Origin of the sequence: Photobacterium atrarenae, from assembly GCF_024380015.1 — a bacterium.
Taxonomy (GTDB): Bacteria; Pseudomonadota; Gammaproteobacteria; order Enterobacterales; family Vibrionaceae; genus Photobacterium; species Photobacterium atrarenae.
Genome location: NZ_CP101508.1, coordinates 1,018,361 through 1,035,682 on the forward strand (window position 1 = coordinate 1,018,361; position 17,322 = coordinate 1,035,682).

A 17,322-nucleotide genomic window follows, 5' to 3' on the forward strand; every position below is an offset into this window, starting at 1 on the left:
GTATGAGATATCGCGACCCGGCTGGTCGGATCCGGCATCAGTGCGGGGCCACGGGGCTCAGCCTGTTGATTCTGATGGCGGCGATGGCTGCGTTTCTGACCCTGGCGGTCGACACCGGGCGGCTGTTCATGGAAAAACGCCGTCTGCAGCAACAGGCGGATCTGGCCGCCCTGAGTCTGGGACGTTACGGGTGTTATATCGATGGAGACAGTGATGAGGAAGCCCTGATCGCGCGGGTGGAAGAAAACCTGGCGGCTAATGGATTTGATCCCAGTGGCAATCGTTATGAGCTGACTTTTGGCGCTGCTGCGATCAATGCGGATGAAAACCGATGGGAATTTTCGACAGGTGAGGCAGAAAGCAGCGTCCGAAGTGCGGCGCAATTGAAGCTGAGTAAAGCGGTGCCCGCGAGTTTACTCTCTTCTGGGGAGAGCGTGACGCTGGGGGCAACCGCAAACATCTTTAAGCGTAGCCGGATTGAGTTTGGGGTGGGGACAACGCTTGTAGATATAAATTTACTCGATTTCATGTTGCAAGATGTTGCTGATGTAGAGTTAACAGCTGCTTCCTATCAAAATCTTGTTGATGCCCGTATTGGATTGGGGGGGCTAATCCAAGGGTTTGATCAGGTGATTCCACTTGAAGGGGAATCCGTTAGTTCGCAACTCGATACTGTCATTTCTATGGATGACCTGATTACAGTGCTTTACCAGGTCTTTGGATTTACAACTCCAGTGACTAGTGTACTTGATCCGTTGAAAATCAGTGCTGGGACATTGGAATTTATGCTCTCTGATTTTCTTAAAGTTTCTGAGGAGCTAGACGAAACTCTGGTGCTGGCAACGAAAATTTCTGCTTATGATTTGATATCTGCCGCCTTACTGGCAGTTGTTCAAAGAGCGGATCAACGTGTTGGGGTCAACTCAGTGATCGCTGAATTAGGCAGTCTAGATGTCTTGTCGTTGGTGACCTTAGATGCCTCATTAAAAGTTATCGAGCCGCCACAATTTAAATTCGGGGAATTACCTGCGGTACATGGCGGAGAGCTTGTACCTACGGTAAGAACAGCGCAAACGGAGTTGCTGGTTCAAATTGAACTGTTAGGGAGCGCATGGCTGAACTTGCTAAATATATTAGGCCTTGGGCTGGCAAGCGTTGACTTGGACGGAATTGGTATTCAAGTCATTGCCGCTGAAGCGGAAACTCAGCTATTGGATGTCAATGGATGTAACTGGAATAACGGTGAGGCGATTTCGTTTGAATTTGCTTCAAAACCTTCTCTGGCGACAGCAGTGATTGGCGATAGAGAGGATACTTCTCAGCCATTTGGCTTGGGGGTAAAGATATTGCTCATTCCAATCGCTCAGGTGGAGGTTTCGGCAAGCTTATCGCCTTTATCTTGTTCTGACTTTGTTTCTCATAGTGGTCAATTAGATTCTGAAGCTGATTTGCCTCAGCAAGTAAGTCAGGTGACGTTAGGTACGGATTGTCAGCTGTCAGGCATTCAAAGTGATGACTTGACCATATCTCCATTAGGAGGGGTGAGTGAGGTCCTGCTTGGAAGTTTAGTTGCAGATATATTGAATCCAGTGTTGCAGCTGGTTATAGGCCCAGTACTTACGAATCTTGGGATTGTGACTGGCCAAGCCGACGTCTTCGTCTCTTCGTTTGAATTCGAAGGCGGTAATTTGATGAATTAAGCGTGGCGAAAGCGCCCCTTTCGCCACGCTTTGATCATGAGCGATGATTGACCGCATTGGTGATGGACGTGTCTTCTTCCTGAACCGTCTCAATCAACAGCTGGATCTCCCCCGTACAGCTGCCGCAGCCGGTGCCGGCCTGGGTGCAGGCACTGACTTCGGCCACTGTGGTCAGTTGCTGTTCTCTGATTGCCGCACAGAGGGTGTTCTTGCCGACCTGTTTGCAGGCACACACTGTTTTGCCGCCTGCCAGTTTACCCTCAAGCTGGCCGGAAATCAGCGCCCGTTCAATGCTGTCATCCAGCGGCTCGTCGAGCAGCGGATAGAGCCATTCCACGTCGTGTTGATGCAGGCTGTCCGCAACCAGCACATAAAATTCCAACAGGCTTTTCTCAATCAACGCGTGCCGATAGAGGCCGTTGGCGCTGCTGAAACTCAGTTGTCGGTCTGCCCGGCTTGCAGTCTGTGCAAGGCGGGCGAACAAGGCGTCCGGCTTCGCCTCACTGGCGAGGCGATAGAGATAGCCCTGGCTGACGGTCTGGCGGCTCCAGTAAGCGCAGTCGGTTAACAGTTCTGGCGCCAGCGGGCGTTTGGTCAGCACAACGGCTTCACTGCCATAGGCGAGGGGCGCCAATGCGACCGGGGTAAACTTAAATTCCGGTTGCCCGGACAGCGAATCGGTTTGCGGGCCAATCAACTGGCAAACTTTCCCGGCACTGGCCGTGGTCTGGTTCCAGTGGATCGGGACAAACACGTCACCGGCCCGAACACTGCGACTGAGGGTCACCCGGGCGGTGACTTCGCCGTAGCGGCTGGTGATCCGGGCCAGTTGACCTGAGGTTAAGTGGTGACACGCCGCATCGTCGGGATGAAGCGTGACACAGGGCTCCGGCGTATGTTCGCCCAGCCGTGGGGAGAGGCCGGTCCGGGTCATGGTGTGCCATTGATCGCGGATCCGACCCGAGTTGAGCACCAGCGGGTAGGCCAGGCTGATCTGGTTTAGCGGCGGCTGGTATTTGACTGCGATAAACTGCGCTTTGCCGGACGGCGTGGCAAACTGACCATTGGCAAACAGGCGCTTGGAAATCGACGTTTCCGACGTTGTAGCCGGTTGATCGAGCACTGGCCACTGCTGAGGAGAAAGCTGGTGGTATTGCTCGGGGGTCAGGTTGGCCAGACCGGATAAGTTGAGCACCCGCCGCGCCGGACTGGCCGCAGTGGTATTGTCCAGAGTAGTCATGCGGCTGTACTCGCGGAAAATATCGGCTTCATGGCGATAATCAAAGGCGTGGCCGAACCCCATCCTTTTTGCCACCTCGCTGATGATCCACCAATCGGGCTTGCCGTCGCCCGGGGTTGGCAGCAGGCGGCGCTGGCGGGAAATCCGTCGCTCTGAATTGGTGACGGTGCCGGATTTTTCGCTCCAGCCCTGAGCGGGTAGCAAGACGTCGGCCAGTCGGGTGGTATCGGTGTCGGCGATGCAGTCAGACACCACCACGAACGGGCATTGGGTCAGCGCCCGTTGGATTGTCTCGCTGTCGGGCAGGCTGACCGCCGGATTCGTCGCCATGATCCACACCGCTTTCACACGACCGCTGTCGATGGCATCGAACAGATCGATGGCTTTGAGGCCAGGGGTACGTGCTAACGTCTCCGTTTGCCAGAACTCACTGACCATCTGAGACTGGGTATCGTTGCCGAACTCCATATGTGCCGCCAGCGTATTGGCCAGTCCGCCCACTTCACGGCCGCCCATGGCGTTGGGTTGGCCGGTGACCGAGAAAGGACCGCTGCCGGGCTTGCCGATCCGGCCGGTGGCCAGGTGGCAGTTGAGCAGGCTGTTCACCTTATCGGTGCCCTGGCTGGATTGGTTCACTCCTTGCGAATAGACCGTCACGACTTTCTCTGTTTCAGCAAACAATCTGAAAAAAGCAGTGAGCTGTTGGCGGCTGATCCCGGTGATCGTCGCCAGGGCACGAAGATCTTGGGCGTCGCGGCGGGCGCTGGCCAGGGCCATGTCAAAGCCTTCGGTATGATCCGCGATATAGGCTGGATCCAGGTGTTGATGCTGAGCCAGGTAAGCCAGCAGCCCGTTGAACAGCGCTACATCACTGCCCGGGTGGATTGCCAGGTGCAGATCGGCGATTTCGCAGCTGCTGGTGGTCCGGGGATCGATGACGATCACTTTGAGCTCAGGCCGCGCTGTTTTGGCGGCTTTCAGGCGTTGATAAAGCACCGGGTGGCACCAGGCGAGGTTCGAGCCGGTCAGGATCACCAAATCCGCCAGCTCCAGATCCGCATAGCAGCCGGGCACGCAGTCGGCGCCAAAAGCACGCTTATGGCCGGCGACGCTGGAGGACATACAGAGCCGGGAGTTGGTGTCGATATTCCCGCTGCCGATAAACCCTTTCATCAGCTTATTGGCGACATAATAGTCTTCGGTCAGCAGCTGTCCCGAAACATAGAACGCTACCGCATCCGGCCCGTGTTGTGCGATCACCTCGCTGAACCGGCTGGCAACCGTATCCAGAGCCGGCGCCCAGTCACATTGTGTTCCCGCGATCGACGGGTGCAGCAGTCGCCCTTGGTGGCCGACGGTCTCGCCGAGTGCCAGACCTTTGGAGCACAGCCGGCCAAAGTTGGCAGGATGGCTCTGATCGCCCTGGATCTCCAGCGCCCCGTCGCGTGTCGGTCGGGCTTCTATGCCACAGCCCACACCACAGTAGGCGCAGGTCGTTTTTGTCCATGTGTCCTTTGTTGTCGTGCTCAAAGTCTCCCTCCTGAGCCGAAAAAAGCTCTGCTATGGCTCGCCGCCATCACGGTATGAATGGCAGAGCATGTGTGAATGGCGGGGCAGGCTGCTTCCGAAGCCGCTCCCCGGCGAGCAAAATGGATCTTGAGAAACAACACAGCAATAAGTGAGCCAAATCTTCGTGGTTGCGGCTTCACCACAGAAAACGCCATGGTTCCATAAAAACAGGATCAAGGCTGCTGTCGGCAGGATGTCTGTGTAAGGGGGATGGTGAATTTAACTGGGTGTACCCCTTAAGGGGTATGCTCGCTGGTGCTTGATGCTATAAAAATGGATATACCCGTGCATTATTCTGGTGTGCTGTGCACCAAGAGAGGGATTTGTCCTGGCTGAGCCGGATCGGGTGAGACGGTAACGAATACGAGCGATCACCGATAAATATTCAACTTAATCAATCGATTACTTTTATTCTTATTGGTTTTTCTATCAGTTGGCACTCTCCTTGCTCTGACAGCTTCAAATGTCTACAGCACGTACACGGACTGTACGTAAGGATGAACGATGCCACACACATCTACGCCAGCGCCAGTATCAGTAACATCTGCAACTGCAACTGCAACTGCAACCGCAAGTGCGTCAGAAATTGTGCGCCTGAACGCCACCAATGCCCGAACGCCTGCCGGGCGGGTCAGTCTGGTCGGCGCCGGACCGGGAGATCCGGATCTGCTGACCGTGAAAGCCCTGCGTACCATCCAGCAAGCCGATGTGATTGTTTATGACCGGCTGGTCAGCCCGGCCATTCGGGCCCTGTTTCCTGCCGGTACGCCCACCATTTATGTCGGCAAAGCCAAGCATCAACACAGCGTGCCACAGCAGGAGATCAATGCCTTGTTAATCGCCAAAGCACGGCAAGGGTTAGATATCTGCCGGCTCAAAGGTGGCGATGCGTTTGTCTTCGGCCGCGGTGGGGAAGAGATGCTTGAACTGCATCAGGCCGGAATTGAGACCTGCCTGGTGCCGGGGATCACCGCTGCTTCGGGCTGTACCAGCTATGCCGGGATCCCGCTCACCCATCGCGGTCTGGCGCAGGGCTGTACGTTTGTTACCGCCCATGCGGAAAAAGAGCTCGACCTCAACTGGGCCTCGCTTGCCCGGCTCGATCATACCCTGGTGTTTTATATGGGCCTGACCAAAGCCGGTCTCATCGCCGGGGAGCTCACCCGGGCCGGAATGGGTGCTGCGACTCCGGTGGCGTTGATTGAGAATGGCTGTTGCCCGCAGCAGCGGGTGATCCGGGGCACTTTATCGGAATTGGATGCTCTGGTCGGTCGCCATCAGGTGCAGTCACCGGCCCTGATCGTGGTCGGTCAGGTGGTGTCGCTGGCCGAGCAGCTGCAGTGGTTTCAGACTGCAATGGCGACTCAGGAAACAACTGCTTCCCAAGAAACAACTACTACCCAGGCAACAATTGCTACCCGTGAAACAACCGCCACCCGGGAAACAGCCCTGGCCGCAGACAGTCGCGTGCAGACAGCGCTCAAGCGCGTCGGCTGAGTGCCTGAGACACGGATAACAAATAAGCATAAACAGCCAGTCAGCGCAAGTAATCAGTCAGCGCAGCAAACACAGGCGTAACAGATGAGAACAGTGAGGAAGTGATATGAAAAAACAGCGGATTGTCGTGGTCGGCAACGGCATGGTGGGGCACAGGTTTATTGACGATTTACTCCAGCGCGACGAGCGCGATCAGTTTGAGGTGATCACCTTTTCCGAAGAGCCGCGATTGGCTTACGACCGGGTCCAGCTCAGCAAGTATTTCAGTGGCACCGCTGCCCGGGAGCTGGCGTTGACCGATGAGGCGTATTACCGCGAGCACGGGGTGATGTATGTGTTGAATGAGCGAGTGACGGCGATTGATCACGCGGGGCGTCAGGTGGTGACCGCCAGCGGCCGGGTGGAGTCCTATGACAAGCTGGTGCTGGCCACCGGATCGTATCCCTTTGTGCCGCCGATCCCCGGCCATGCGCAGGCGCATTGCCATGTTTACCGCACCATCGACGATCTCGAAGCGATTGAAGCCTCCGGCCGTCACAGCCAGGTCGGCGTGGTGGTCGGTGGCGGGCTGCTCGGCCTGGAAGCGGCCAATGCCCTGAAAAACCTCGGGTTGCAAACCCATGTGGTGGAGTTTGCGCCGCGTCTGATGGCGGTGCAGCTGGATCAGGGCGGCGGTCAGTTGCTGTCGCGAAAAATTGAGTCACTGGGCGTGAACGTGCATACCGACAAAGCGACCACCGAGATTGTCGCCGGTGAGCAGTGCCGCTACCGGATGAACTTTGCCGACGGGAGCCATCTGGAGACGGACATGATTGTGTTCTCAGCCGGGATCCGGCCGCAGGATGCGCTGGCCCGCGAAAGCGGTTTGGCAGTCGGGGCGCGGGGCGGGATTGTGATTGATGATCACTGCCGGACCAGCGAGCCGGATATCTATGCCATTGGCGAGTGTGTGCTGTGGCAGGAGAAAATCTTCGGCCTGGTTGCGCCGGGATATCAGATGGCCAAAGTGGCGGTCTCGCACCTGTGCGGCGACGGGCAGGCAACTTTCACCGGTGCGGACATGAGTACCAAGCTGAAGCTGCTGGGCGTGGATGTCGCCAGTATCGGCGATGCCCACGCCGCCACGCCGGGCGCGCAGTCCTATACCTTCCATGATGAGATTGAGCAGGTGTATAAGCGCCTGGTGGTGTCGGAAGACGGTCAGCGGCTGCTGGGTGCAGTGCTGGTCGGGGATGTCGAGGCTTACAGTCAGCTGTTGCAACTCAAGCTCAATGACCTGCCGTTGCCGGACAACCCGGCGGTGTTGTTGCTGCCGCCGATTGGGGAAGGTGAGGGCGGCGGAGCGATGGGCGTTGAGGCTCTGCCGGACACTGCTCAGATCTGCTCCTGTTTTGATGTCACCAAAGCGGATATCAAACAGGCGGTCGCGGCCGGTTGCACCGATATGGCCGCCCTGAAGGCCAGCACCCATGCCTCTACCGGCTGTGGCGGCTGTTCGGCGCTGGCCAAGCAGGTGCTGGATGCCGAGCTGGCTAGTCTGGGGTATGAAGTCAGCAACCATGTCTGTGAGCACTTCGCCTATTCGCGTCAGGAGCTGGCCGATATCGTCCGTGTGAAACAGATCAAAACCTTTGATGCGCTGCTGGCGCAATACGGCCAGGGGCTGGGGTGTGATGTCTGCAAGCCGACAGTGGGATCTATTTTAGCGTCGTTCTGGAATGATTACGTGCTCGACGATCAGCACATCGGCCTGCAGGACACCAACGATATCTTCCTCGGCAACATGCAAAAAGACGGTACTTATTCTGTGGTGCCCCGGGTGCCGGGCGGGGAGATCACCCCGGAGAAGCTGATTGTGCTGGGGGAAGTGGCCAAAGCGTTTGACCTCTACACCAAGATCACCGGGGGACAGCGGATCGACCTGTTCGGGGCACAGCTGCATGAACTGCCGCTGATCTGGCGTCGGTTGATTGCTGCCGGCTTTGAAACCGGCCATGCCTACGGGAAATCGGTGCGGACGGTGAAATCCTGTGTCGGCAGTACCTGGTGTCGGTACGGGGTGAAAGACAGTGTCGGATTCGCCATTGATCTGGAGCACCGTTACAAAGGGCTCCGGGCGCCGCATAAACTCAAGTTTGCGGTCTCCGGCTGTACCCGTGAATGTGCCGAGGCGCAGTCCAAGGATATCGGGGTGATTGCGACGGAAAAGGGCTGGAACCTGTATGTTTGCGGCAATGGTGGAATGCGACCGCGTCACGCCGACCTGTTTGCCGCGGATCTCGATGATGCCACCCTGCTCGCCTATGTTGATCGGATCCTGATGTTCTACATCCGCACCGCCGATCGCCTGCAGCGGACGTCGGTGTGGCTGGAAAATCTCGAAGGCGGGCTGGAATATCTCAAGCAGGTGGTGATCGAGGATAAGCTGGGCATCGTCGGCGAGCTGGAACGCGACATGGCCTATAACCTCAGTCAGTACCAGTGTGAATGGAAAACCACCCTGGCATCGCCGCAGAAACTCAAGCGATTCCAGCACTTTGTCAACAGTGCGGAGCCTGATCGCCGGCTCAGTTATGTGCTGGAACGGGGTCAGCGGCAGCCGGTCCTGCGTGGTGAGCGGATTGAAATTGTCGATGTGACGGAATAGGAGGAAACGAGATGGAACAGTGGCAAACCGTATGTCAGCAAAGTGATTTGATCCAGGATACCGGGATCTGCGCTCTGCTGAATCATGAGCAGGTGGCGATTTTTTTCTGTCGTCACAGTCAGCAGCTCTATGCGCTGTCGAATTACGATCCGATTGGCCAGGCCAATGTGATGTCGCGGGGCATCATCGGCTCACTGGGAGACCAGAAAGTGGTGGCTTCTCCGCTCTATAAACAGCACTTTAGCCTGCACAGTGGCGAATGTCTGGAAGCTCCCGAATATCGTTTAAAAACCTATGAGGTCCGGCTTAATCAGGGGAAAGTGCAACTGCGAATAAACTGATTGGTTATTTCTGTTTTGATGAAAAAGGAGCTGATATGGCTCCTTTTTTTGTCACTTAATTTAAAAATACCGCTTTAGAGTTACGTTTGGTGTTTTTAATACAACATAAAACTGTCCAATATTGGGCGCTTGATGTGAGTCTTGGTGCGTCATTGCACTAGATTGATGAGTTGGTTGTCTTTAAATACGTTTTAATTTGAGTTTATGTTATTAATCCATTGTTTTTATTGGATTTTAAATTTTGGCATGACAGATGCAATGAACTTATTAATTCGTCAACTAAGGAAGTGACCCCATGACAGATAAGTTCAATCTATTGTCCTTTACCGGCAAGATGAAGATCCTTCATTTAAGCTGGTTTGCGTTTTTCATCACCTTTGTGGTGTGGTTCAACTTTGCGCCTTTGCTGCAGTCGGTGAAGGAATCCCTGGGCCTGACCACTGCCGAGGTAAAGACCTTACTGATTTTGAACGTCGCCTTTACGATCCCGGCCCGGGTGATCATCGGGATGCTGACCGATAAATATGGTCCGCGGCGGGTGTATTCGGCGTTACTGGCCATTTGCGCCATTCCCTGTTTTGTCTTTGCCTTTGCCGATAACTTTGTCCAGGCGGCGATAGCCCGTTTTGCTCTCGGTCTGATCGGCGCCGGGTTCGTGGTTGGGATACGACTGGTGTCGGAATGGTTCCCGCACAATGAACTCGGCACCGCTGAAGGGATTTACGGCGGCTGGGGAAACTTCGGCTCAGCCGCTGCGGCATTTACGTTACCGACTCTGGCGGTGATGTTCGGCGGGGAGGACGGCTGGCGCTATGCGATGACGATCACCGGGGCTATGAGCCTGATCTTCTCGTATATCTTCTATATCAATGTCACCGACACGCCTAAGGGCGCGACTTATTTCAAGCCCAAGAATTTGGGGGCGATGGAAGTCACTTCAAAAGGCGATTTTTTCCTGCTGCTGGTGATGAAGCTGCCGATGTACGGCGCCCTGGCGCTGCTGGCGTGGAAACTCTCGCCGACCGGGATCGGCATGTTGAGTGACAGCTTAGTGAGCGGGATTTATGTGCTGCTCAGTGTGTTGTATCTGTATGAAGTGCAGAAAACCTGGACAGTGAACCGGCACGTGTTTCAGGCACCGGTACCTGAAATTCATCAGTACAAGTTCAAGCAGGTGGCGATCTTGAATGTGCTTTATTTTGCCACCTTCGGCTCGGAGCTGGCGGTGGTGTCGATGTTGCCGCTGTTTTTCTCGGAAACCTTTGCGCTCACGCCGGTGGTTGCCGGGATGGTGGCCTCGGCGTATGCCTTTATGAACCTGATGTCGCGTCCGGGCGGGGGCTGGATTTCGGATAAATTCGGCCGCAAGCCGACCCTGTTAATCCTGACCGCCGGTCTGGCAGCCGGATATTTCCTGATGGGCCAGGTCGACGGCAGCTGGCCGGTGTGGCTGGCGGTGGCGGCAGCAATGGCCTGCTCCTTCTTCGTCCAGTCCGGGGAAGGGGCGGTTTTTGCAACGGTGCCGCTGATCAAGCGTCGCATGACCGGCCAGATCGCCGGAATGACCGGGGCTTACGGCAATGTGGGGGCGGTCTGTTACCTGACGATTCTCTCGTTTGTTGATTACAGCACTTTCTTCTATGTCATTGCAGCCACGGCAGTAATTGGGTTTGTTACTTTGTTGATGATGGAAGAGCCGTCCGGCCAGATTGCTGAAATCAACGAAGACGGCAGTGTGACCCTGATTGATGTGGCGAAAAGTTAAATCAGGGACAGCGCGTGGCGGCGGGTAAGTGTACCTGGCCGCCTGAAACAGTATTGCCCGCGGATCGCCTTGGCGGTTCGTGCTGGCGGTTGGTACAGGCAGTTTGTACAGGCGGTTTGACCCGGGATTAAAACGGGTTCAAACAAGGGAGAGCAGGGATGGTGATGACAATGGCAGCCGACACGCAGCAAGCGCAGCAGCCCGGCTTAAGGGTAACCTGTGGCGGGTTCTCCAGTGCCGGGTGCCGGGAGGTGAATCAGGATGCATTTGCACTGTACCAGCCGCCGCGGCTGCCGGTGCGCAAGCATTATGGGATTGTGGCCTGTATCGCCGATGGTGTCAGTTGCAGCGCCCGCGGCCAGCAGGCCAGCCATACCTGCGTGACCCAGTTTATTGAAGACTATTACAGTACCCCGGCAAGCTGGACCGTGCGTCAGGCCGCAGCCAAGGTGCTGACCGGGCTCAACCGCTGGCTGTATCATCATGGTCAGCACAGCGAGTTGCGCCACAACGGGCTGGTGACCACTTTCAGTGGTGTGGTGTTCAAGTCCAATACCGCCCATGTGATCCATGTCGGCGACAGCCGGGTGTACCGACTTCGTCTGGGAAGGCTGGAGCAACTGACCCGGGATCATCGTCGGCGTCAGGGGGGGGATCAGCACTTGCTCCTGCGGGCGCTGGGGATGGACAGCAAACTGGAGGTCGATTATCACCCGGAGCCGCTGGCGGTGGGGGATGTGCTGCTGCTGACCACCGACGGCCTGCACGACTGGCTGTCGCCTTCGCAGCTGGAAGTGTTGCTGGCCGGCACTGATGCTTTGACCCAGTCCGAGCTGGAAGCGCTGGCCCGGAACATTCTGCAACGCGCCCGGGCGCAGGGAAGCGATGATAACCTGACTTGCCTGCTGGTGCGGATCGATGGGCTGCCGGAGCAAACCCTGGCGGAAGCCAGCCGGGCCCTGACAGCGCGGGTGATCCCGCCGGTCTTGGCGGAAGGGCAGCGGCTGGAGCACTACCAGATCCGCCGGGTGCTCCATAGCGGCACCCGCAGCCATGTTTACCTGGCGCGCAGCGAGTTTGATCAGCAGGACTATGTCCTCAAATGTCCGTCACCGAACTTTGCTGAGGACCTGGGCTATCTGCAAGGCTTTGCCCGGGAAGGCTGGGTGGGTCGGCAGTTCAGCCATCCGTCGGTGATGAAGATCCATCCGCCGGCAGCGTCGTCACCCTTCCTCTATCATGTCTGTGATTTTGTTCCGGGGATCACCCTGCGCCAGTGGATGCTGGACCATCCATCCCCCCGCCTGTCGCAGGTGCGGGCCATCGCGGCAGAGCTCATCAAACCGATCCGCTATTTTCAGCGCATGGGCATGGTGCACCGGGATTTGAAGCCGGAAAACCTGATCCTGACCGACGACGGGCGCGTTGTTTGTATCGACTTCGGTACGGCCCAGGTGGCCGGGCTCGAAGAGATCCATCAGGTGCTGAGCGAAGCGATCCCGGTCGGGGCAACGGATTATATCGCGCCGGAATATGTTGCCGGGAGCCGCGCGACCTCGCTGTCCGATATCTATTCCGTCAGCGTGATCGTCTATGAAATGCTGACTGGTCAGCTGCCGTATGCGTCGGTATCGCCGGTGTTTGATCCACAGCTCAAACGCCATTACCACTATCGCTCCGTGCTGAGCTCCCGCCCGGATTTACCGGTCTGGCTGGATCTGGTATTGAAAAAAGCCTGTCACCCGGCGCCGGGATCGCGCTACCAGGTGATGTCGGAAATGCTTCAGGACTTGTCAGCCCCGAACCCCCAATTGCTGAATACCCTCAAGCGCGCCCCGTTGCTCCAGCGTAATCCGTTGCGGTTCTGGCAGGGGCTGGCCTGGCTCTTGGCCATGGTGGTGCTGGTAGAGAGCTGGTTACTGCTGCGGTAGCGAAATCGATGTAACTGATAACGTATTCGGTTTCAGCAGGGTGGCCGGGTGAGGCCTGGCCCGAAGGAAGATAAAACACGTCATCAGCTTTCTTGGTTTGATGACAGAGGGAAATAGTCTGTTTCCACCCATCAACGCTAAGATAATGTTTTTCTTAGTAAAAGGTGACTCAACTCAAATAAACACTGCAAAGACATCAGACCTCTTCAATAAATTGTCCGAGATCAATTTGTTGCACATTCTAACAGTGTTAGATATGCGCATCTGGACCGGGTACCCCGAATGGGGTACGGGTGACTTGTTGGCTGGTGAAAGGTTTCTGCCTGAAGTGGCGCCTTGCCGCTGGAAGCAATACATAATAATGGAGCATATTGATGAGTAGTGCATTTTTTATCCCGACTGTAAACCTGATGGGTGCGGACTGTCTGACAGAAGCCGCTGATGCGATTCGTGCACATGGATTCAAAAAAGCGTTGATCGTCACCGACCGTATTCTGAACGATATCGGTATGGTCAAGCAGGTGGCTGATCTGCTGGTAGAGCGAGATGTTGCCTCGGTTGTATTTGACGGCACGCAGCCGAACCCGACCATTGGTAATGTCGAAGCGGGCCTGGCACTGCTGAAAGACAACGGCTGTGATTTCGTGATTTCTCTGGGCGGTGGTTCTCCACACGATTGTGCCAAAGGGATTGCGCTGGTTGCGTCCAATGGCGGCGAAATTGCCGATTATGAAGGCGTAGACCGTTCGGCCAAGCCTCAACTGCCGTTGGTCGCGATTAATACTACGGCTGGGACGGCGTCTGAAATGACGCGTTTCTGTATCATTACCGATGAAGCACGCCACATCAAAATGGCTATTGTCGACAAGAACACCACGCCGCTGATGTCGGTCAATGATCCGAAACTGATGCTGGCGAAACCGGCGTCGCTGACTGCAGCGACCGGGATGGATGCCCTGACGCACGCGATTGAAGCCTATGTTTCAACGGCAGCGACGCCAATTACCGATGCGGTGGCGATTAAAGCGATTGAGCTGATCCAGGCACACCTGCGTACGGCGGTGAAAGACGGTCAGAACCTGGAAGCCCGTGAGCAGATGGCTTATGCCCAGTTTATGGCCGGGATGGCGTTCAACAATGCATCGCTGGGTTATGTCCATGCGATGGCCCACCAGCTGGGCGGCTTCTATGATCTGCCGCACGGGGTGTGTAATGCCGTTCTGCTGCCGCATGTTCAGCGCTACAACGCCCAGGTTTGCCCTGAGCGTCTGCGTGATGTTGCCAAGGCGATGGGGGTTGATGTGACGGACATGACGCCAGAGCAGGGCGCGGAAGCAGCGCTGGTAGCGATCCAGGCACTGTCTCAGGATGTCGGCATTCCAGCCGGTCTGGAAGCTCTGGGTGTGAAAGCCGATGACTTCCCGGTGCTGACTGAGAATGCGCTGAAAGATGCGTGTGGTTTGACTAACCCGAAACAAGCCACGCACGAGGAAATTACCGAGATCTTTGCTGCGGCGATGTGAGTCCGTGGCTTGTGATGAGGACTGAAACGGGCCCCGTCGGATGACGGGGCCGTTTTTTAGTTGGCCTTCGGTGTTTATACCAATCGCAGTAACTAATACCAATCGCAGTAAATAACTGGTCATCCTAGCTTGTTAAAGTGTTCGATAACTGCGTTACAATTTTTAATTGTAGAACAACTACTGATCTAAAAATCCCGCCTTGTTCTCAAACATTTTTCCGGCGCTATTTTTGAGCACTCAACTTACTTTGACTGGTATTAGTGGAGCAGGCTGGACGTCGGTGTCGGAGCTCCTTCGTCTTTGACGCCCCGGGCCATTTCGGTGAGGGGAGGCTGCTGAAAATAACGTAAGCCGTCTTTGCCGGCCTGTTTGACTTCATACATGGCAAAGTCGGCTTGTCTCAGCAGTTCAGAGATGGAGTGGGCGCTGTCGGGAAACTGGCTGGCCCCGATACTGGCGGAAATGTCATGTCGTTTTCCGGCATAGCGGGCAGGGCGGCGGAACACAGCAGCTAGCTGTTCCGGGATACAAGTAGGCTTGTGAGCGGTGTTGGTGGGTCCGCAAAGCTCGATCACGGCAAACTCATCCCCGCCCATTCTGGCGGCAAAATAATGCTGGCAGTTGAGCCGGGAGAGCCGTTTTGCCACGGTTGTCAGCAGTTCATCACCGGCCTGGTGGCCGAGCGTATCGTTGATGGTTTTAAAGCCGTCCAGATCAATCAGGTAAAAGGTAAACGGCTGGTTCATTGATTCCAGCTCGCGGAGTTTATGGTTCAGCCACAAGCGGTTGTGGAGCCCGGTCAGGGAATCGTTCATCGCCAGGAAATGGTGGTTCCGGGATTCCCGCAGCAGGACATAGGCCATCAGGCTGCCCATCAGGAAGGTGGAAAACAGCAGAAACTGGATCACTTGTTCAATTTCAGCGATCGCCTGGATCCGCACGCTCATATCGCCGCTGGTGAGGCGAAACTTTTCATTGAGAAATGTAACCAGGCTTTCAAAATCAGTACGGATATATTGGACCACGGGCTCGAAATTCCCGGTTGTCGGCAGGCTGAGCAATTGCGGCTCAATAGCCTGGACTTGCTCGAACCGGGCAGTGAATGCCGGGATAAGGCCATTGAACTGGCTCAGGTGGACCACCAGGTCATTATGGGTGATGGTATTGAAGCGGCTCCACAGGATCTCATACTGGATCATCATTGCATCGTGGCTGGTATTACCAAACTGGTAGCTTTGTAGCTGGTAGATAAACTCCGAGTATTCCTTGGTCAGTTGTAGAATGAACCAAATTGCCTCATTCTGACTCAACGAGATCATCTCTGAATTGTCTTTGAGCTGGTGAACCGCAATCAGCGTACTGAGAATTAATATAGGGGTCAGGACATACAGGGCCCGTTTGATCCAGCTCCCTGTTCGGGGAACGTGCTCACATTGAAACATCGGCCACACTCCTTGTGTTATTCCGTGGTAATGGTTTCCAGTTGCCAGACCATTTTGCCCTGGTATTTCCGTTGATTGAGCTCCGGGTATTGGTCGATAGAGAAAATCAACCAGTAGGGGCCGTAATCACGAATTCTGAGCGGTTGGTTATCTTGTCGGGTCGCGATAATGGGTTCATATTTGCGGATATGTGTCCAGCTGACTGTGGTGGCGTAGTCATTCAGTGCCCTGAGATGAATGGTGCTGGGTTGTAAGTTGTAAATGGCTAATAATGCAGAGAGCTTCACTCCGGTGAAAGTCGATTGATCGGTGATCCAGGGTAAATGGGTGGTGATCGAAGATTGCGGCAATTGCTCGAGTTGTTCCCGGGTGAATATGGTCGTCACTTGATCGCCGGCGGTCGTGGTTCCGGTGAGTGTCAGGGTTGTTTCATAGGCATAGCCGTGAATTGAGTTTGAAACTAATAAAAATATTAGTAAAAACTTATCATAAAAAAATGACAGTCTTTCGGACATCCTGAAACCTCATAGTAGCGATTGAAAAATACTAATCGTATTCATCTGGACGCAGCTAAATTCAGCCAATTGATTAACGTTGTCATGACATCATATAAGAGATGCAGTCTGTATAGTGTAGCTTGATATAAATGTTAGTTGTGAATATGTCGTTGCAAAGTTCCCCGAGATTGTAAAATTTCTACTGTCATTTCATGTTAAATTTGCGATCTTCACTAAGTTTTCTGGCACTTTTCTGCTCTCATTAAGTGAGTAAAACGAAAATATCAGTGGAAAAAACTTGAGCTCGATTAGCGAAGTCACTAGAATCAGCCCTCATTTTTCATTCCCCGACTGTTCGTTGGGCGAATGCCCTCATGGCAAGCTGTCATACCTGCCGGAGGAATCCTTTGTCTGTACAACCCGTGGTTGTATCTCAGCGTGTATCTTGCGCTAGTCTGAAAACAATCTGTGTTTAACCTTTTTTATCCAGAGGTGCAAATTGGAAATTTTCAATTTCATTCTGGACAACTGGGAAATCATTGGTGCCCGCACGGCGGAACACCTGTCCCTGGTCAGCCTTGCGGTTGGCCTGGCGATTTTGACCGGCGTGCCGATTGGAATTGCGATTACCCAGAATCAGCATGCAGCGAATATCGTCCTGTATGTTGCGTCCATTATTATTACGATTCCGTCTATCGCGCTGTTCGGGATCATGATCCCGGTCTTGTCTCTGATCGGTCAGGGGATCGGTTATCTGCCGGCGGTGATTGCGGTGTTGCTTTACTCTCAGTTACCCATTATCCGCAATACCTATACCGCGATTAATAATGTTGATCCGGCATTGCGCGAAGCCGCTCGGGGGATAGGCTTGACCAATAGTCAGCGTCTACGTCTGGTCGAAATTCCGCTGGCTGTGCCGGTGATCATGGCCGGTGTCCGCACGGCGGTGGTGATGAATATCGGGGTGATGGCGATTGCGACCTACATCGGTGCCGGTGGCCTGGGTACCTTTATCGCCCGCGGGATCAGCCAGTCTGACTCGCGCCAGTTGATTGTCGGCGCGCTGGCCGTCAGTTTGCTGGCCATTGTTGCCGACACCATCCTGGCGATGATCCAGAAAAAATTTACGCCAAAGGGCGTCGTGGTTCACGGCTAAAGATTGACGATTAA

General features: G+C 55.1%; 11 protein-coding genes. 8 read left to right on the forward strand and 3 right to left on the reverse strand.

From position 1 onward, the window contains the following. The first annotated feature begins 2 nt into the window (after positions 1-2). Complete coding sequence (locus tag NNL38_RS05015; protein WP_255389928.1) at positions 3-1,700, forward strand: pilus assembly protein TadG-related protein; 1,698 nt, start codon at positions 3-5, stop codon at positions 1,698-1,700. Between the two features lie 34 nt (positions 1,701-1,734). On the opposite strand, the gene NNL38_RS05020 is transcribed toward NNL38_RS05015, so the two are convergent. Next, positions 1,735-4,470: a nitrate reductase gene (locus tag NNL38_RS05020; RefSeq protein ID WP_255389929.1), complete on the reverse strand. Its 2,736-nt coding sequence runs from the start codon at positions 4,468-4,470 to the stop codon at positions 1,735-1,737. Positions 4,471-5,013: 543 nt separating this feature from the next. On the opposite strand from NNL38_RS05020, the gene cobA reads away from it, so the two are divergent. The 6 genes from cobA to yiaY all read left to right on the forward strand — a co-directional run bounded on the left by cobA (position 5,014) and on the right by yiaY (position 14,213). Then, positions 5,014-6,006 carry a uroporphyrinogen-III C-methyltransferase gene (gene cobA / locus NNL38_RS05025; RefSeq protein ID WP_255389930.1) on the forward strand — a complete coding sequence of 331 codons (993 nt, stop codon included), beginning with the start codon at positions 5,014-5,016 and terminating at the stop codon, positions 6,004-6,006. Between the two features lie 106 nt (positions 6,007-6,112). Further along, a complete protein-coding gene (nirB, locus tag NNL38_RS05030; RefSeq protein WP_255389931.1) occupies positions 6,113-8,653 on the forward strand; it encodes a nitrite reductase large subunit NirB in 2,541 nt (846 codons plus the stop codon). A gap of 11 nt (positions 8,654-8,664) precedes the next feature. Next, positions 8,665-8,994: a nitrite reductase small subunit NirD gene (gene nirD / locus NNL38_RS05035; protein ID WP_255389932.1), complete on the forward strand. Its 330-nt coding sequence runs from the start codon at positions 8,665-8,667 to the stop codon at positions 8,992-8,994. Between the two features lie 295 nt (positions 8,995-9,289). Next, positions 9,290-10,759 (forward strand): NarK family nitrate/nitrite MFS transporter, encoded by a 1,470-nt coding sequence (locus NNL38_RS05040; protein ID WP_255389933.1) that lies wholly within the window; start codon positions 9,290-9,292, stop codon positions 10,757-10,759. A 158-nt stretch (positions 10,760-10,917) separates the two neighbouring features. Continuing rightward, positions 10,918-12,690: a bifunctional protein-serine/threonine kinase/phosphatase gene (locus tag NNL38_RS05045; protein WP_255389934.1), complete on the forward strand. Its 1,773-nt coding sequence runs from the start codon at positions 10,918-10,920 to the stop codon at positions 12,688-12,690. A gap of 374 nt (positions 12,691-13,064) precedes the next feature. Then, positions 13,065-14,213 carry an L-threonine dehydrogenase gene (gene yiaY, locus NNL38_RS05050; protein WP_255389935.1) on the forward strand — a complete coding sequence of 383 codons (1,149 nt, stop codon included), beginning with the start codon at positions 13,065-13,067 and terminating at the stop codon, positions 14,211-14,213. Positions 14,214-14,470: 257 nt separating this feature from the next. Here yiaY and NNL38_RS05055 read toward each other — a convergent pair whose 3' ends face one another. Both NNL38_RS05055 and NNL38_RS05060 read right to left on the reverse strand, forming a co-directional pair. Then, positions 14,471-15,655, reverse strand: a complete 1,185-nt coding sequence (locus NNL38_RS05055) for a GGDEF domain-containing protein (protein WP_255389936.1) — start codon at positions 15,653-15,655, stop codon at positions 14,471-14,473. Positions 15,656-15,672: 17 nt separating this feature from the next. Next, entirely contained in the window at positions 15,673-16,170 is a 498-nt protein-coding gene (locus tag NNL38_RS05060; RefSeq protein WP_255389937.1) for a putative pterin-binding protein, read from the reverse strand. 481 nt (positions 16,171-16,651) lie between these two features. On the opposite strand from NNL38_RS05060, the gene NNL38_RS05065 reads away from it, so the two are divergent. Beyond that, a complete protein-coding gene (locus NNL38_RS05065; RefSeq protein WP_255389938.1) occupies positions 16,652-17,308 on the forward strand; it encodes an ABC transporter permease in 657 nt (218 codons plus the stop codon). Positions 17,309-17,322: the final 14 nt, after the last annotated feature.